This window comes from Roseateles terrae (assembly GCF_014192155.1).
GTDB lineage: Bacteria > Pseudomonadota > Gammaproteobacteria > Burkholderiales > Burkholderiaceae_C > Roseateles > Roseateles terrae.
Genome location: NZ_JACHXO010000002.1, coordinates 377,328 through 394,044 on the forward strand (window position 1 = coordinate 377,328; position 16,717 = coordinate 394,044).

Consider the following 16,717-nt stretch of genomic DNA (forward strand, 5'->3'; position numbering starts at 1 on the left):
CATGAAGCCTCTTTGCCTCGCCGCTGCCGTGGCCGCCGCCCTCACCGCTTCCACCTATGCGGCCCCCGTCCTGGCGCGCGACACGGTGCTCCACATTCCGCTGGCCGATGTGCTGGCCATGCCGGAAGCCAAGGACAAGCTGGATCCGTCGATGAAGTTCTTCCTGGCTGGCGCGCAGACGCCCCGGGTGCTCAAGCGCCTGTCCACCGACGTCAGCAACCCCAAGACCAATGGCGTGGGCAAGTCGGATGAATTCGGCTGCAAGTGGGCCGCCCTGTCGGCCCTGATCAGCCTGCAGAACAGCGCCAAGCGCGAAGGCGGCAATGCCGTGGTGGACATCGTCAGCTACTACAAGAAAACCGAATACCGCAGCGCCACCGATTTCGAATGCCATGCCGGCTCGATCATCATCGGTGTGGCCCTGCGTGGCACGTACGCCCAGATCGCCGAATAAGGCGGCGCCTTCGGTCCACTCATTTCAACCAACCACACTCAGAGGGAGTTCCCATGTCGATGATGAAGAAGATGATGGCCGGTCTCGCACTGGCCCTGGTGTTCGGTGCCGTGCAGGCCCGCAGTACCGTGCCGCTGGTCGAGCCGGAGCGCGTGGTCGTGGCGGCCACTGCCGATGCGCTGACGGCCGAGCAGGTCAAGCAGGCCATCGTGCGCGGCGGTGCGAAGCACGAGTGGACCGTGGTCCGCGAGGAGGCCGGAAAGGTGCAGCTGAAATACATCAAGCAAAACAAGCATGAGGTCGTCGTGGATGTCAGCTATGACACCACCGGCTTTCAGATCCGCTACGTTGGCAGCACCAACATGAAGTACGAACAGGCGAATGGCACTGCCATGATCCACCCGTTCTACAACACCTGGGTGAGCAACCTGAGCCGCTCGATCTCCACTGAAGCGGCCACGCTCGCAGCGGCCAAGTAAGACGCCGAGTCCGCAGTGCCCAGCCACCGGGTGTGAAGACCTTGTCCGCCGCGGATGAACGCAGCACCCGGCTGCGGTTCAGGCTCGCCGATCAGCCCGCGCTGATCGCGCGCCTGCCCGCGTCCCTAGCCTGGCTCAGCGACAGCGAGCGGGCCCGATGGGAGGCGTTCAGCACCGACGTTCGCCGACAGACGTTCCTGGCGGGGCGATGGCTCGCACGCCAGACGGTGGCGCAATGGCTGGGCGGTGCGGGTGCGCCGGGCACCGATCACTGGCCGACGCTGACGGTGGCCGCCAGCGGCGCCTGCGAGGTGGCGGCGTCCGCCTCGGTATTTGTTTCAATCAGCCACCATGGCACGCAAGTGGCCTGCGCAGTGGCCGCCGTGCCAGTGGGGGTGGACATCGAAGGTCCGCGCAAGCGACGGGATGTCGTGGCCCTGGCGGGCATGGTGCATGGCGACGCGCATCAGGCCGCGCTGGCGCAGATGCTGCCGCAGCAGCGCGACGCGTCGTTCCTGCAGGCGTGGACGCTCAAGGAGGCGTGGCTGAAGGCACGCCAGCAAGGCCTGGACTTCGCGCTGATGCGCAGCCTGCATTTCGATGACGGCACCGCCGACACCGCCGACACCGCCGACACCGCCTTCACCCGCCACGGCGACCTGTTCGTTGCACTCGCCGCCGTGCCCGCATTGCCGGACGTGATCGACAGCCCGCCCGGCTGGATCTGGCGCCGCTGCCGATCGCGGCGCAGCACCGATCCCGCCTGAGCGTTCAGACCGGCTTGCGGACGACGGTGTTGAGCAGCGTCTCTTCCCGCTCCGTCGGCACGCCGAAGCCCAGCCATTCGCGGGCGCCCAGGTCCACCCGACTCCACCAGAGATACGGCGTGCTGATGCGGTCCTCCCGCACTTCGAAGCCGGCCTGACGCAGCATGTCCAGGAACTCCGGCGCGCTGCGCTGCACCTGCATCGGATGACGGAACAGCAACCGGATGATCCAGCTGTGGATGTAGGCGCGGGTGCTCTCCGCCAGCAGGAAGTGGCCGCCCGGCTTCAGTACGCGGAAGATTTCGGCGAGCGCGGTCGGCTGGTCCACGATGTGATGCAGCGACTGGTGACACAGCACCATGTCGACCGATGCATCCGGCAGCGGAATGCGCTCGGCATGGGCCTCATGCAGGGTGACCGGCACCGGGCAGGTCTTGTGCATCGGCGCACAGTGCGCGGGGAAGTCCGGTTCCGGATCCAGCGCATGGATGTGGGTGGGCTTGAAGCGCTGGGCCAGCTCATGGAGCGAATGGCCCTGGCCGGTACCGATGTCCAGCACCACACCGCCCTGCGGCAGGTCCGGCGCCATGCGCTGCAGATCATTCAGCGCCCGGGCCAGCACATGCACACGCCAGGTGGCGGTCGACAGGAACCAGATCCCAAAACGCGTTTCGGGAACGAAGGCCAGCTTCCGGCTGGCCAGGGAGGGCGAAGTCATGGAGAGGGTGGGCGCGTCGGGCCGTAGGCCGTCGCGCTTTTTGTCAGTGGTGCAGGCCGGAAAGTTTATCGGACCTGCCCACCTGCGCACCGTGCGAAAGTAGGCCTTTCGTCAAGGCTTGCAGCGGGAATTCGGCCCGTACGCGCAGGCGCAGCGGGAACGGCCCCGAAGGACCGAGTCAGCGCGGTACCGTCACTTGGTCTGGGCCGGCGGCGCCAGCGGGGCCGGACTGAGCGCCCGCAAGCCCTCTTCATAACTGCCCGGCGGATAGTGGCGCTGCACCGCCTTCCAGAACACGCCACTGCGCGCGGCTTTGTCCAGCAGCTCGGTCAACTGCTCCCGGTCCGCCGCACTGAGTTGCGGCGAGAGGTAGACGCCGTTGTCGCCCCAATTCAACTCGGCCAGCGGCTCATAACGAAGGCGGTCCAGCATGGGGCGGCTGCGGCTGTCCTGCAGCAGCGTGCCGGCGAGGATGGAGGGGGCCATCACGGTGACGTCCGCCAGGCCGCGCTCGAGCGCCCGGACCACCGCCACCGGGTCCGCTTCCATCACCAGCCGCTGCTGGTCCTTCAACTGCGGAATGATCTGCTGGTAGGCCTCGCCATAGTCGAAGCCCCGCACCAGTGCCACTCGAAGATCACGACGGTCCAGCAGTTCCTGCAGGCTGCTCACGCCCGGACGATCCGAAGCGAGCGAAATCATCACCGCCCGCGCCTTGCCCATGGGCACAAAGTGGCCCCGGGCATCCCGCGCCGGGGTCCGGGTGGCCGGCAGCAGCAGGTCTGCCTGCCCGCTGATGAACATCGCCTCAAGCCGGGCTCGCGGCACCACCGAGAATTCAAACCGGCAGCCGCTGTCGGCTTCAATGCGGCGCAACACGTCGGGGTAAACCCCAGCGACCGCACCGCCAGACGCAGTGACGCTCAGCCCGATGGTGGCCACCGGCACCCGCATGACGCGGGAGCAGGCCGCTGCGGCCGACTCACCCCACAACAGCAGCGCCGCCATGCACAGGCCGGCCCCACTGCGCCACCAGACACCGGCCGCATTGCCGCGACGCCGGCCCCCGGCCCCGAACTCCACTGCTTGCATGTTGTCGTTATCCTGCTGCGGCACTGCATCCCTGTCGCTTCGGGTGTGATCCCCGATCATGGCCGCAAGCGTAACAAAGCGGGCGCACGCCGGGCACCTCCAAGCCCGGGGTGCGACCTCGGTCGCGTTGCGCGGATGCCGGTACGTCGCTTGCCTGGGATCAGCCCATCGTCAGCCAGCCGTGGCATGCTTGAGACTCCATGAAGATTGCCTTGATTTCCGACCTGCATGCCAACCGCGAAGCCTTCAGCGCGGTGCTGGCCCACGCCCGCGCGCAAGGCGTGGAGCGCTTTGCCTTGCTGGGCGACTATGTGGGCTACGGCAGCGACCCCGGCTGGGTGGTGGACCAGGTGCTGACCTTGCGCGCCCAGGGCGCGGTGGCGGTGGCCGGCAATCACGACCTGGCGGTGGCGCGCGGGCCGAATCCGACGATGCATGAGGACGCGCGCACCGCCATCGAATGGACCCGCAACCAGCTCACGCCGGACCAGCTGCGCTTTCTGGGCGACCTGCCGCTGCATGAGGTGTGGGACGACTGTCTCTTCGTCCACGCGAACGCCTTCGACCCGGCCGGCTTCGCCTATGTGCAGGGCCGGCTGGAGGCGATGCGCAGCCTGCATGCGACCGACTGCCGCTACACCTTCTGCGGTCACATGCATGAGCCGATGCTCTACCACCTCTCCGGCACGGGCAAGGCCGGCGACTTCCGTCCGCAGCCCGGCATTCCGATTCCGCTGCTGCCCAACCGGCAGTGGCTGGTGATTCCGGGCGCCTGCGGCCAGCCGCGGGACGGCAACCCGGCCGCCTGTTATGCGGTGTTTGACCACGACAGCGGCGACCTCGCCTACCAGCGTGTGCCGTACGACGTGGAAGCGGCCGTCGCCGCCATCCGCGCGGCCAAGGGTTTGCCCCCGGCGCTGGCGGAACGATTGGCGCAGCGGCTGGTGCTCGGACGTTGACCACCGAGTAAGCTCCCAGCGTTTCACAGCAGGATGCCCCGCCCTCGATGACCGAAGCGCCCAGCCCCATCCCCTACCCTTTGCAGCCCGGACAGGTGCTGGACGGTTTTGTGCTGGAAGAGCGGCTGCATCAGGGCGGCATGGCCAACCTCTGGAAGGTGCGACGCGAAACACCGCTGCCGAACGAAGCGTTCCCGCTGATCATGAAGGTGCCCCGCATCAAGGGCGGCGAGGACCCGGCCAGCATCGTCGGCTTCGAGGTGGAGCAGATGATCCTGCCTGCGCTCAAGGGTCCGCATGTGCCGCGGTTCGTGGCGCGCGGGGACTGGCGGCGTCAGGCCTACATCGTGATGGAGCACATCCAGGCGGACAGCCTGCGTCCGCTGCTGGACCGCGCGCCCTTGCCATTGGTGGAGGTGGTGGAGATCGGCATCCAGGTGGCGCATGCGCTGACCGATCTGCATCATCAGCATCTGGTGCATCTGGACATCAAGCCCAGCAATATTCTGCGCCGGGCCGATGGCTCGGTGGTGCTGGTGGACTTTGGCCTCTCCCGCCACGACTTCCTGCCCGACCTGCTCGAAGAAGAGTTTTCACTGCCGATGGGCACGGGCCCGTACATGTCGCCCGAGCAGGTGCAGTTCGTGCGCAACGATCCGCGCAGCGACCTCTTCGCGCTGGGGGTGATGCTGTATCACCTTGCTACCGGTGAGCGTCCGTTCGGGCAGCCGACCTCGGTGCGGCAGCTGCGTCGGCGGCTGTATGTGGAGCCGATTCCGCCGCGTGCCATCCGGCCCGAGCTGCCGCCCTGGTTCCAGGAGGTGGTGCTGCATTGCCTGGAAGTGCGGGCGGAGCGCCGTTATCAGAGCGCCACGCAATTGGCCCTGGACCTGCAACGCCCCGATGCCGTGCCGCTCACCGCGCGCGCCCATCGCGTGGAGCGCAGCGGCCTTGTGAGGCGCTTCAAGCGGTGGTTCCTGGCCATGGGGGCCGAGCCGCAGGCGCCGGTGTCGGTCGGTGCGCAGGTGGCACGCAGCCCGGTGATCATGGCGGCGGTGGATGTGCAGGGCGCGAGCGAGGGATTGCTTGAAGCGCTGCGCGATGTGGTGCAGCGGCTGCTGGCGACCGAGCCTGGGGCGCGACTGGCCTGCGTGGGCGTGATGAAAACCGCGCGCATCGGCATGGATGAACTCACCGACGCCCAGGGACGCAGCCATCATGTGCAGCAGCTGATCGCACTGAAGAACTGGGCGCATCCGATGACCCATGGCCTGGCCCTGGAGGACGGCCGCCTGACCTTTCATGTGCTGGAAGCACCCGATGCGGCTGATGCCCTGATCGAATTCGCGGCACGCACCGGCGTGGACCATGTGGTGATGGGCGCGCGGGGCAGCTCTGCGCTGCGGCGGTATCTGGGCAGCGTGTCCACGCAGGTGGTGACGCAGTGCACCTGCACCGTGACGGTGGTGCGCGAGCCGCCGCTCCCGGAACCCGCCGTCACGCCAGCAGCGCGCTGAGCGCAGGGGCTGGCGTCCGGCAAGACGAGGCAAGGCAAGGAACGGCACGGGGGTCCCACTACACTGCCGGGATGTCCTTCACCGTCTCCGACAACCCCTGCACCCACTGCGGTGCCTGCTGTGCGAGCTTCCGCGTCGATTTCTCCCGCATGGAGCTGATGAGTGAAGGCGGCAGCGTGCCCGATGGACTGGCCGTGTCGCTCACGGACCATCTGTGCCGCATGCGTGGCACCGACCATGCGGCACCTCGCTGCGCCGCATTGCAAGGCCAGGTGGGTCAGAAGGCCAGTTGCGGCATCTACGAATGGCGGCCGTCGCCATGCCGCGAGTTTGGGATGCGCGCGCCCCTGGGACTGGGCGACGATCCCTGCAACCGCGCACGCGCCCGCCACGGGCTGCCGCCGTTGAACGGCTGAGCGCCGACGTCCTAGTGCATCCTGGCGCGCAGGCTTTCGAGCTTGGCCGCGTACAACTGCCGCTGGCGCACGCTGGTGCTCAATGCCTCCGCCTGTGCCAACGACGACCGCACCTCGTCCCAGCGGCCGAGCTGGGCATTGGCCAGCGCCAGCCAGAAATGAAACTCGTGGTAGTAGGCAGAGCGGTCGATTTCCTTGAGGAAATAGCGCCGCGCCTTCATAGCATCGCCGTCGCGCATCGCGGCCACGCCCAGATCAAAGAACTTGAAGGGCGGAAAAGGCTCGAGCTTCGCGAGCTGGTCCTCCAGCACCTTGGCCTCGGCGACACGGTCGGCGGCCCGCAGCAGCTGCGCCAGGTTGGACATCGCCTGAAGATTGCCCGGCTCCCGTCGCAGCACTTCCCGGAACGCCTGCTCCGCTGGCTGCACATCCCCGTGCCGTCGATACACCACGCCCAGCGTGTTCAGCGCAGAGGTCAGATGCGACGACTGCAGCCACGCCGCCCGCGCCCACCAGTAGGCGCGGTCCAGCATGCCCTGCGCCATCCATTCGGCGGCGCGATTGTTCATGTACATCGCCACCACCGTGGACTCGTCCAGCTCCATCGCCCGCTGCCGCCGGATCTGGACACCGGGCAGAAAGTCGATCACGGTGATGGTCTCCTGATCGCCCAGCACACGGAAGTCGGTGGGACGACGGCCCAGGCCGATGTTCACATGGCCGGAGACGACCTGCAGGTCGGCCACGCGGCTGACCTGCTCCTCCTGGTAGATCTGACGGAAGGTCACCGGGATACCGAGCTCGCGGGCGAAGGACGCCGTCATCAGCGTCAGCGACAGGCAGTTGCCCATGCGGGCATCAAAGGCCTCGCCCGCGGTACGGGTCATCTCGGCGTCGTATTCCAGCCGCAGCTGACCCGGGGCGCCCAGGGCTTCCACCAGCACGTCGCGCGGTTCGCGGCCCCGTAGGCCGTGGGTCAGTCGCTGTGCGATGAAGGTCCGCATGCCGGCACTCGGGGCCAGGATGCGGTCGGCGTCGATGACCTCCTGCTGGGGTGGAAAGAGCTTGTCGTGGACCAGGGCCGTCGGCGGCACGTCGTCGCGCAATGGCGCCACCGCGCAGGCGGAGAGCATGGCCATCAGAAGGGCCAGACCCGCAGAGGCCAGCAGGCGACCGGGTCGGCGCAGAAGCGCATGGATTGCTGCTGGTGCAGCCGCATACCTAGCCGCACACATCGCCGCACACATCGCCGCATTCGCCATGGCTCCCCGAGCCTGGGCCGCGGCCCAAGGCCCGACCCAGCGCTCCGGTGAGGGTCTCAACGCGTCATCCCATCGAACATCCAGCAGCGTAGACATCGCGATCTCCGACGCAGCCTCTGTTGTGGGCTGCTGACGCAGATACTAGACCCGCGCGCGCGCCCTTGCACGCGGGATGCGACGGACGGGGACGTCGCGGCCATGCTGCGCTGCGACATGAGGACGCGGCCTGGCAAGGCGCTGCTGGAGGTCGACAGGCGCCGCTTGGCGGCCCAGCGGCAGATGCGGCATCAGGCGCAGACGCCTCAGGCGCCGACGTGAAGCGGCATGCGCTCGCATCCCCTTCAGCGCGCGGCCTGCCGTGCCACCACGAAGACCGCCACACTGCGCGCCGGTACGGTGAACCGCCCCGTCGCGGTGTCTGCGGCCGCCTGCGTCGCCACCACCCGGTCGGCTGCGGACGTCGCCGCCTGCACCGGATGCAGGCGCCAGTCGTGTCCCGCCTCCGAAGGCAGGGCGAGGCTCACCGCGTCTTCGCGTGCATTGATCAGGTAGAGGATCCGATCAAAGCCCGCATCCGCCCGGCCGGTCCCATCCAGCCGTCCCACCACCAACCCGGCCAGCTGACCGGGACCGGTGTTGTAGAACTGCAGCCGCTGCTGCACCTCCTCCGCACGGCTCAGCCGCAGCAGCGGGGTGCTGGCACGGATGCGCAGCAGATCCAGAAACGCCCGATTCGTCCAGTCAATGACGGCCGGGGATGGTCGGAGGGTGGCATCGGCCAGCAGCGGCCGGAGCAGCGGATAGTCGCCGCCGTTGTCGGCCTTGGGCGGCAGGCCACGACCAAAGCCGTTGTCCTGACCGCGCCAGTCCAGCGAATTGAACCAGTCGCCGGAGTCATAGCTGTTGCGGTCCATCGACTTGGACCGCAGCAGTTCGCCCCCCGCATGGAAATAGGCGACCCCCTGGCTCAGCGCGTTGATGCCCAGCGCCAGGATCTGCACCCGGGCCCGGTCCTCGGGGCGGGTGGTGGTCGGCAGCTTGAGCACCAGTGCATCGAACAGCGTCTGGTTGTCGTGGTTCTCCACATAGTTGACGGTCTCTCCCGGCATCGACGCGTATCCCGCCGGCTGGTCGCCATAGGGCATCTGCGCACCGCTGCGCTGCTGGCCATCGAGGTTCTCGAACCGATAGCTGCGCAGCGTGCCGGCCAGCGCCAGGCGCAGCAGGTCCGCCTGGCGCAGCCATTCGGCCTGGCGCGGCGCATCGCCCACCGGTGCGGCCACAATGAAACCCGGGTGCGCGCGCGAGGCCGCGGCATCGTCACCGGCCGCGCCGCCCCGCACGGCGTCCCGCCCGCGGTCGCTGAAGGTGCCGATGCCGGTGCCGTTGAGCGACAGCTGCGACGCCTGCACAAATCGCGCGCCGTTGGCCACTTCACCAAAATTCCAGCCTTCGCCAATCAGCGGCACATCGTGGCCCAGGGTCTGTCGCAGGCGCGCCTGCAGCCGCTCCATCACCGCTCGCGGCTGGTGCCCCATCAGGTCGAAGCGGAAGGAGTGCATCCCGTAAGCCTGCGCCCACAGGACCACCGAGTCCACCAGCAGCCGGCCCATCATGCGGTGCTCGGTGGCGGTGTTGTCGCAGCAGGTGGAGCGCTCCACGCGGCCCTGGCGGTCGAGCCGGTGGTAGTACATCGGCACGATGCGGTCCAGCACCGACTGCGGATGCTGACCGGCGGACGAGGTGTGGTTGTAGACCACATCCATGCCCACCCGCAGTCCTGCGCGGTTCAGGGCCATCACCATCGCGCGGACTTCGCGGATGCGCACGGCACCGTCGTCGGCATCGGTGGCGAAGCTGCCTTCCGGTGCGTTGTAGTGGAAGGGGTCATAGCCCCAGTTGAAACAGTCGCTGCCCGCCACGGCGGACACGGCCGCCTGCTGCTGATCGCTGTCCGGCGCGGCGGTGGGCACCTCGGGTACGGTGCAGCGCTGCTCCGGCACGGTGGCCAGGTCAAAGATGGGCAGCAGGTGGATGTCGGTCAGGCCGGCCGCAGCCAGTGCGCGCAGATGGCGCATGCCCAGGGACTCGTCCTGGGTAAAGGCCAGGTACTTGCCACGGAGGTTGGGGGGCACGGAGGGGTCATCGCGGGAGAAGTCCCGGACATGCAGCTCGTACAGCACCATGTCGGTGGACGACTGGGCTGGCGCTGGGGCCGGATGATGGCGCCAGCCGGCGGGGGACAACGAAGGGTCTGACAGGTCGGCCACATAGCTGCGGCGAGAGTCGGCCGACAGGCTGACGGAATAAGGGTCGGTGACGCGGTTGCGGACCCAGCCGGTGCCAGGCACGAAGACGTCCACGAGGTATTGGTAATACTGGCCGGCATGCAACTGCGGCATGCGGGCGGACCAGACGCCTGTGCGAGGATCACGGCGCATCGGCTGATGCTTCACTGCAGCGGCCTGGGGTCCCGGGTAGAGACAGACGGAGACCTGTCGGGCGGTGGGAGCCCAGAGTTTGAAGCCGGCGGGTGCCTGGGTCGCCGAAGCTCTGGCGCCCGAAGCGGAGGCTGCACCGGCGATCGAACCAACGGACGCACGGTGGCGCACCGTGACGCCGAGCCCGGGTTCAACCGCCGCCGCCGCATACAGCGCATCCAGTGCGCGGGCGGGCTGGACGGCGGTGGCTTGCAGCACACGCCCGTCAGCATCTTCAAGCGCCAACAACAACTGGCCCTGCAGCAGCGTCTGACGCCGCGCGCGCGAAACGTCGCCAGGCAGCGCCCCTTCGGCACCCGGGCCAAGATAGGCGGTTGCCGTGAGCACGTCTGCGGTCAGCGGCGCCCGAGTGGGCGCAAGCGCCATCACGGTGTCTGCTCCCGATAGCCGTCCGGTCTTCGGATCGAGCGACAGCGTCCCCGCAGGGGCGTGATGCAGCCGCAGTCGCTGACCCGGCTCGAGATTCAGACCCGGCCAGCGCAACCGGCCCTCATCCAGCCACACCGCTCGGGCGGGCGCGCCCGCCGCATGGAGCGCAGTGACACCCGGCGTTTCGGTGCTGAGGACAGTCGCGAGCGGACCCTCGCAGGCTTCGATGCCTGCGGGGGCAAGGGAGCGGAGGCGCTGCGTCGCCTGGGCGTCGGCAGCGACGGAAGCCGTCGCCAGAGTCGCGCCGGCGATCGCCAGGCAACCGGCAACAAGCGTCCACAGACGCGGGCTACCCTGAACGGGCCGCGGAACACACACTCGCATGAAGTCTCCAATCGAAGCATCGGCCTCTGCATCATCGGTGGCAGAGATTCCGGAACGCCAAACGCCCGGGCGATGGTAGCAAAACTACATCGCCGGGACCGACCGGGTTTTCAGGCGACGTCATTCACCCTATGCTGCTGGGAGAAACCGGCAAGGACGACGAACGGTGGGGGAACAGCGCCGAGCGCACCGCCCTCGAATTCCCGTACTTTTGCTACAAGACTGGATGGAGACTGGACTGTGATCACTGCCTCGAAGGCCTTTGCGCGCCACTGGCTCGCCCCCCTGACCGCCCCTGCGCGCGCTGCGCTGCCGAAGGCCGCCGCGGCAGTCCTGCTGGCCCTCACCAGTGGCGCCTGGGCTGCCAAGCCGCCGACACCCCCGACGCCACCGGTGGATCTCAGCCCCGTGCCCGCCCGGATGCAGCCCAGCCCCCTGCCGGACGGCTGGGAGCACGGCGCCTTCATGGAGATCTTCGTCCGCGGCTACCAGGACAGCGACGGCGACGGCATCGGCGACCTGCGCGGACTCATCCGCCGGCTGGACTATCTGCAGGCGCTGGGTGTGAAGGGTCTGTGGCTGATGCCGATCCAGGCCAGTGCCGATCATGACCATGGTTATGCGACCGTTGACTACCGCCGCATCGAGCCGCAGTACGGCACGCTGGAAGACTTCGACACGCTGATCCGCGAAGCGCATCGCCGCGGCATCGGCGTGGTGATGGACTACATCCTCAATCACAGCGCGCGGCAGCATCCGTTGTTCACGGCGGCGCAGTCCAAGCCCGACAGCCCGTGGCGCGACTGGTTTGTCTGGTCGGATGCGCCCTTGAAGGACCTGCAGGCCTGGACCATCTTTGATCAGACGCCGTGGCACCTGCCCGAAGGCGCCCGGACACGCTCACGCTACTTCGCCACCTTTGGCCAGGACATGCCCGACTTCAACATGCGCAATCCGGCCGTAGTGCGCTATCACGAAGACAGCCTGCGTTTCTGGCTCAACCGCGGGTTGGACGGCTACCGGCTCGACGCCGTACCGCACCTGATCGAGAACAATGCCAGGGACTGGAACGACCAGCCGGAAAGCCGCGTGCTGACCGGCGCCTTCACCCGGCTGATCAAGTCCTACCCCCGCCGCCATGTGGTGTGCGAGGCCACCGCCGAGCCGACGGTGTACGCACAGCCGGAGATCTGCGGCAGCGCCTTCGCCTTCGGCCTGGAACGCGCCATCATCACCGCGGCGAAAGGCGATCACGAGGCATCGGAAGCGGCGGTCGCCAAGGTCGCGAGTTGGTTCACCCAGGCGCCGCTGTCGATGGCCACGATGCTCAGCAACCACGATATCTTCGCCGGCCAGCGGGCCTGGGATCAGTTCGGCGGCGATGAGCGGCGCTATCGGCTGGCCGCAGCCACCTATCTGCTGTTGCCGGGGACGCCGTTCATCTACTACGGCGAAGAGATCGGGCAGGCCGGACTCACCGAGCTGCCGGGGGATCAGCCGCTGCGGGCGCCGATGAGCTGGACGGCGGAGGGCGGCTTCACTCGGGGCCAGCCGTTCCGACCGCTGTCGCCCAACCGCGCTTCCCACAATGCGCAGGCGCAGGAAGCGGATCCAGCGTCCCTGCTGCACTTTTATCGGGCGATGCTGGCCTTGCGCAATGGGCAGCCGTCGCTGGCGCGTGGCAGCTACGAGGCGCCAGTCGCGCAGGGTCAGGTCCTGGCCTTCCAGCGCGAGTGGCAAGGCGAGCGCACGCTGGTGGCGATCAATTACGGTGAGACGGCGGCCCGGCTGGCCTTGCCGGTGTCGTCGGAGATGGTGCTGCGGCAGCTCTATCCGGCAGCGTCGGCCGTGGGCGGTAGGACGGAGGGTATGACGGGCGGGATGTCGGGCGCCGCATCGGTGATGTCGGCCACCGCCGTCGTCGCACCAGCGGCCGCCACCGAGTCTGCGTCCGCTTCGTCGTCCATGCCTTCCTCCGTTCAGGCAGACGCAGCAACAAGCGCGCGCTCCGCCCGCGCTTCCAACAGCGTCAACAACGCTCAGCTCGACCTCATGCTGCCCCCGCTGTCCGTGCAGGTCTATCGCCTGCGTTGAAGCGGCGCCATGCAACGCCGCCCCTTCCTGCTCACCGCCCTCTCCGGATTTTCGGCCGCCCTGGCCTCCCCTGCCATGACGAACACCTCCTCTTCCAGCGGCGCCTCCGTCAGCGGCGACGCTGCCAGCGCGTCGCCCATCGTGCCCGGCGACGGCGCCGCATCCGCAACGAGTGCTACCGGCGAGACAAGTGTGCCGGGCGCCACAGCCGCGGCCGGCTTCCATCTGGACCGCGTGGAGCCGCCGCACTGGTGGGTGGGCATGGCCCAGCCGGACCTGCAGGTGCTGCTGCACGGCAGCGGCATTGCCGCCCTGGAGGCCACACTGGCGCCCACTCCGGGAGTCGCGTTGCGCCGCGTCCACCGCGGCGACAGCTCCAACTATCTCTTCCTCGACCTGGAGATCAGCCCTCAGGCCGCAGCCACCGACCTGACCCTGGAGCTCCGGCGCGGCAACGAGCTCGTGCTGAAGCACCGCTATCCGCTGAAGGCGCGCCGCCCCGGCTCGCGCAACCGCAAGAGCTTCGGCCCCGCCGATGCCATTTACCTCGTCGTGCCGGACCGCTTCGCCAACGGCGACCCTGGAAACGACCAGGTGCCGGGCATGAAGGAAGGCGTCGACCGCGGCCATCCGGACGCACGCCACGGCGGCGACCTCGCCGGCCTTCGTCGCCACCTGCGCTACATCGCGGAGATGGGCTTCACCATGATCTGGCCCACGCCGCTGGTGGAGAACAACAGTCCGCGCTACAGCTACCACGGCTATGCGGCGACCGACTTCTATCGCATCGACCCGCGCTTTGGCAGCCACCAGGACTTTCTCACCGTGGTGAAGGAAGCCGCCGACCTGGGAGTGGGCTGGATCCAGGACATCGTGCTCAACCACATCGGCAGTGAGCACTGGTGGATGAAGGACCTGCCCACCCAGGACTGGGTCAATCAGTGGTCGACCTACACCGAGACCCACCATGCGCGGATCTCGCTGCAGGACCCCTACGCCGCACCCAGCGACCGTCAGCGCTTCTCCGACGGCTGGTTCACCCGCACCATGCCCGACCTCAATCAGCGTCAGCCGCTGGTGGCGACCTACCTGACGCAGATGACTCTCTGGTGGATCGAGGACGCCGATCTCGCCGGCATCCGGACGGACACCTACAGCTACTCCGACCCGGCCTTCCTCACCGCCTGGTCCGCGCGGCTGCGGGAGGAATATCCAGCGCTGAACATCGTCGGCGAGGAATGGAGCCCGCATCCGGCAGTGGTGGCCTACTGGCAGGCGGGCAAGCACAACCATGACGGGTATGTCTCCTCGCTGCCCAGCCTGATGGACTTCCCGCTGTACGGCGCGCTGCTGGCCGGTCTGACCGATGCTGACACGCACGACGGCGGCCTGATGCGCCTCTACGAAACCCTGGCGCATGACTTCGTCTATCCGCGTCCGGACCAGCTGGTGCTGTTTGAAGGCAATCACGACACCCCTCGCCTGTTCAGCGTGCTCCACGAAGACGTGGCGCTGACTCGCATGGCGTGGACCTGGCTGGCTTTCATTCGCCGCATCCCGCAATTCCTGTATGGCTCGGAGGTGCTGCTGACCAGCCCGCGGCATCGCGACGATGGGGCGGTGCGCGCCGATTTCCCCGGCGGCTGGGTCGGCGACCGCGTCAATGCGGTGACCGGTGAAGGACTCAGCGATGCACAACGCGAAGCCCAGGCCTTCCTCAAGCGCCTGCTGAACTGGCGCAAACACGAGCGGCTGGTCCATGAGGGCGGGCTGATGCAGTATGCACCGCTGGACGGCACGCACGTGCTGTTCCGCTATGCGCCGGGTGACACCACCGGCCGGCAACGCCGCCTGATGCTGGTGATGAACAAGCGCAGCGAATCGCAGCGGCTGGCCCTGGACCGCTTCCGCGACATGGTGCGTCCGGGCGAGCTGGCGCAGGAGGTGATGAGCGGGCGCACCTTCCTGCTGGGCACCGACCTGGACGTGCCCGGCAAAACGGCGCTCCTTCTGGTGGTGTCCTGAGCGGACGCTGCGCGAGCGGCTGACCGCTTCCCTCCCACGGGGGGAATGGCGGCCTGCCGTCCCGGCCTACACTGGTCACGACCACGGCAGACAGGAGAGATCGTGCCACCGAGCTTCGACGACACCGATGGCGATCTTGTGATCGCCGCGCGAGACCTCACGCCCACGGAGGCCCACATGCTGTGTGGCTGCCTGGCCGCGGCCGGCATTCCGGCCGAAGCCGGCGACACCAACCTGGTGCAGGCCCATTCGCTGCTGGCGATCGCCGTGGGCGGCGCCTGCATCCGCGTGCCGCAGCGGTATCTGACGCAGGCACAGGCGACCATCGCCGCCATGCGGGATGGCGACTTCAGCCTTGATGAGAACTTCGACCCGGGCGCCCCGCAGGACTGATCAAAAGCTGTGACGCATCCCCACCGACAGCAGTGTGGGATGGGAGCCCGGCGTGGCTCCCGGGCTGTTGATCGCAAAGTCGTAGGACGCCGCATCGTCATTGCGGATGCGGCTGGCCATGGCGAATATCGAGGTGCGGCGGGACAGCGCGTAATCCGCGCCGACGGTGACCTGTGCTGCACCGGTCTCGTCGCCGCTGCGCACGGCGCCGATGCGGTCGGTGGACGGTCCCTTGCCGTCACCGGCCACCGTCAGCCCGCCCATCAGACTGAAGGCCTGCCACTTGTGCACCAGCGACACATACAGAGCATCGCGCCGCAGACGGCCGCTGGCGGTGCCGTAGTCGAGCCGCTCCACAAGTCCGGCCAAGCGGGTGTCTCCCCAGGTCCAGCTGGCGCCCAGCTTCCAGCCGCGGTCGGTGCTGTCCGCGGTCTGGAAGTGGCGATGCAGTTCATGGGCCAGCACGGCGGTGAAGGCGCCGCTCACATACGTGGCCGAGCCGGACCAGAGCGACGGCCGGGCGCCGGTGAGCGCCGAACGGTCTTCCCCGGGGGAATAGGCCAGCTTGCCGGACCATCCGGCCCAGGTCGGCGTCCAGTACTGCACCACGTTCTGCTGACGCCGGTCGAATGAAGTCGTGTCGCTGACATTGCTGGCAATGGACGCCGAGCCATTGCTGATCAACGCCATATAGCCGGCGGTGGTCGGATAGAAAGGGTCGAAGCCGGAGGTGGCGGCGTTGTACGGCAAGGTCCACACCCCCGCGAAGGCGGTGCCCCAGGGGCCGCTGAGCCCCAGGCGGGTGTCGCGGTTGGCGAGACTGGTGCCGCCGCCGCTGTCCACCAGCACCGAGCCTTCGATCTGCCACACGACGCGCAGATCGTCGCCGAGCGATTCCTGGCCCTTGAAGCCGAGCACCGACCGGTAGTTGCTCAGCCGCGACTGGCGTCCGTGGCCCCCCCCGCTGACCGATTCGGCGGCGACGTTGAGGCGGCCGTAGAGGGTGAGGTCGGTGGTCTCGCCCTGATGCGACGTCTGCGTGTTCGCAGCGCGGGCTGGGGCGGCGGCGACGCCGTCCTCCTGCGCCTGCGTAGTCGGACTGAACAGCTGCAAGGCGCAGCCCACCAGGATGCAGGCGGTGCCCGGGGTGGCGCCCACGGTGCGACGTCTGAAAGAGGCGTACGGGCGCCCGGCGAGCAGGGGGAACGGCAGGAACTTCATCCGCCCATGGTCCGCTTCACGCCGGGTCTTCCACAGACCCGTGCTGGCGGTTCACCCACGCCACCA

At 68.1% G+C, this 16,717-nt stretch carries 14 protein-coding genes; 9 read left to right on the top strand and 5 right to left on the bottom strand.

Going from position 1 to position 16,717, the window contains the following annotated elements; translation table 11 throughout:
• Nucleotide 1 precedes the first annotated feature (1 nt).
• Genes FHS28_RS08130 through FHS28_RS08140 form a run of 3 tightly spaced genes read left to right on the top strand, consistent with a single transcriptional unit; the run spans nt 2 to nt 1,700 of the window.
• A complete protein-coding gene (locus FHS28_RS08130) occupies nt 2-454 on the top strand; it encodes an excinuclease ATPase subunit (RefSeq protein ID WP_088450205.1) in 453 nt (150 codons plus the stop codon).
• Nucleotides 455-507: 53 nt separating this feature from the next.
• A complete protein-coding gene (locus FHS28_RS08135) occupies nt 508-933 on the top strand; it encodes a hypothetical protein (protein ID WP_088450207.1) in 426 nt (141 codons plus the stop codon).
• Nucleotides 934-965: 32 nt separating this feature from the next.
• Nucleotides 966-1,700 carry a 4'-phosphopantetheinyl transferase family protein gene (locus FHS28_RS08140; protein ID WP_088450209.1) on the top strand — a complete coding sequence of 245 codons (735 nt, stop codon included), beginning with the start codon at nt 966-968 and terminating at the stop codon, nt 1,698-1,700.
• Nucleotides 1,701-1,704: 4 nt separating this feature from the next.
• Here the strand turns inward: FHS28_RS08140 and FHS28_RS08145 are convergent, their stop codons facing one another.
• Nucleotides 1,705-2,418 carry a class I SAM-dependent methyltransferase gene (locus FHS28_RS08145; RefSeq protein WP_088450211.1) on the bottom strand — a complete coding sequence of 238 codons (714 nt, stop codon included), beginning with the start codon at nt 2,416-2,418 and terminating at the stop codon, nt 1,705-1,707.
• Nucleotides 2,419-2,610: 192 nt separating this feature from the next.
• Nucleotides 2,611-3,510, bottom strand: a complete 900-nt coding sequence (locus FHS28_RS08150) for a substrate-binding periplasmic protein (RefSeq protein ID WP_184294387.1) — start codon at nt 3,508-3,510, stop codon at nt 2,611-2,613.
• Nucleotides 3,511-3,710: 200 nt separating this feature from the next.
• Here FHS28_RS08150 and FHS28_RS08155 point away from each other — a divergent pair, with 200 nt between their 5' ends.
• From FHS28_RS08155 to FHS28_RS08165, 3 genes are all read left to right on the top strand, one after another.
• Nucleotides 3,711-4,469, top strand: coding sequence for a metallophosphoesterase family protein (locus FHS28_RS08155; protein ID WP_088450215.1), 759 nt, complete (start codon nt 3,711-3,713; stop codon nt 4,467-4,469).
• A 47-nt stretch (nt 4,470-4,516) separates the two neighbouring features.
• Entirely contained in the window at nt 4,517-5,986 is a 1,470-nt protein-coding gene (locus tag FHS28_RS08160) for a serine/threonine protein kinase (RefSeq protein WP_088450217.1), read from the top strand.
• 71 nt (nt 5,987-6,057) lie between these two features.
• Complete coding sequence (locus tag FHS28_RS08165; protein WP_088450219.1) at nt 6,058-6,402, top strand: YkgJ family cysteine cluster protein; 345 nt, start codon at nt 6,058-6,060, stop codon at nt 6,400-6,402.
• A gap of 11 nt (nt 6,403-6,413) precedes the next feature.
• Here the strand turns inward: FHS28_RS08165 and FHS28_RS08170 are convergent, their stop codons facing one another.
• On the bottom strand, nt 6,414-7,541 hold the full coding sequence (locus FHS28_RS08170) for a tetratricopeptide repeat protein (RefSeq protein ID WP_088450221.1): 1,128 nt from the start codon (nt 7,539-7,541) through the stop codon (nt 6,414-6,416).
• 464 nt (nt 7,542-8,005) lie between these two features.
• On the bottom strand, nt 8,006-10,918 hold the full coding sequence (locus tag FHS28_RS08175) for an alpha-1,6-glucosidase domain-containing protein (RefSeq protein ID WP_088450223.1): 2,913 nt from the start codon (nt 10,916-10,918) through the stop codon (nt 8,006-8,008).
• A gap of 240 nt (nt 10,919-11,158) precedes the next feature.
• Between FHS28_RS08175 and FHS28_RS08180 the strand changes: the two genes are divergently transcribed.
• The 3 genes from FHS28_RS08180 to FHS28_RS08190 all read left to right on the top strand — a co-directional run bounded on the left by FHS28_RS08180 (nt 11,159) and on the right by FHS28_RS08190 (nt 15,430).
• Nucleotides 11,159-13,012: an alpha-amylase family glycosyl hydrolase gene (locus FHS28_RS08180; protein WP_184294389.1), complete on the top strand. Its 1,854-nt coding sequence runs from the start codon at nt 11,159-11,161 to the stop codon at nt 13,010-13,012.
• Nucleotides 13,013-13,021: 9 nt separating this feature from the next.
• The gene (locus FHS28_RS08185; protein ID WP_088450227.1) at nt 13,022-15,037 is read left to right on the top strand and encodes a glycoside hydrolase family 13 protein; all 2,016 of its coding nucleotides are present in this window, start codon (nt 13,022-13,024) and stop codon (nt 15,035-15,037) included.
• A gap of 102 nt (nt 15,038-15,139) precedes the next feature.
• Complete coding sequence (locus tag FHS28_RS08190) at nt 15,140-15,430, top strand: hypothetical protein (protein ID WP_088450229.1); 291 nt, start codon at nt 15,140-15,142, stop codon at nt 15,428-15,430.
• Here FHS28_RS08190 and FHS28_RS08195 read toward each other — a convergent pair whose 3' ends face one another.
• Nucleotides 15,431-16,651: a porin gene (locus tag FHS28_RS08195; protein WP_088450231.1), complete on the bottom strand. Its 1,221-nt coding sequence runs from the start codon at nt 16,649-16,651 to the stop codon at nt 15,431-15,433. It abuts the gene before it with no gap.
• Nucleotides 16,652-16,717: the final 66 nt, after the last annotated feature.

Bases quoted from the DNA above. Each gene is read 5' to 3' on its own strand.
- FHS28_RS08145 (WP_088450211.1), bottom strand. From the start codon at position 2,418: ATGACTTCGCCCTCCCTGGCCAGCCGGAAGCTGGCCTTCGTTCCCGAA.
- FHS28_RS08170 (WP_088450221.1), bottom strand. From the start codon at position 7,541: ATGGCCATGCTCTCCGCCTGCGCGGTGGCGCCATTGCGCGACGACGTG.
- FHS28_RS08150 (WP_184294387.1), bottom strand. From the start codon at position 3,510: ATGCAAGCAGTGGAGTTCGGGGCCGGGGGCCGGCGTCGCGGCAATGCG.
- FHS28_RS08130 (WP_088450205.1), top strand. From the start codon at position 2: ATGAAGCCTCTTTGCCTCGCCGCTGCCGTGGCCGCCGCCCTCACCGCT.
- FHS28_RS08185 (WP_088450227.1), top strand. From the start codon at position 13,022: ATGCAACGCCGCCCCTTCCTGCTCACCGCCCTCTCCGGATTTTCGGCC.
- FHS28_RS08155 (WP_088450215.1), top strand. From the start codon at position 3,711: ATGAAGATTGCCTTGATTTCCGACCTGCATGCCAACCGCGAAGCCTTC.
- FHS28_RS08165 (WP_088450219.1), top strand. From the start codon at position 6,058: ATGTCCTTCACCGTCTCCGACAACCCCTGCACCCACTGCGGTGCCTGC.
- FHS28_RS08195 (WP_088450231.1), bottom strand. From the start codon at position 16,651: ATGAAGTTCCTGCCGTTCCCCCTGCTCGCCGGGCGCCCGTACGCCTCT.
- FHS28_RS08160 (WP_088450217.1), top strand. From the start codon at position 4,517: ATGACCGAAGCGCCCAGCCCCATCCCCTACCCTTTGCAGCCCGGACAG.
- FHS28_RS08135 (WP_088450207.1), top strand. From the start codon at position 508: ATGTCGATGATGAAGAAGATGATGGCCGGTCTCGCACTGGCCCTGGTG.
- FHS28_RS08175 (WP_088450223.1), bottom strand. From the start codon at position 10,918: ATGCGAGTGTGTGTTCCGCGGCCCGTTCAGGGTAGCCCGCGTCTGTGG.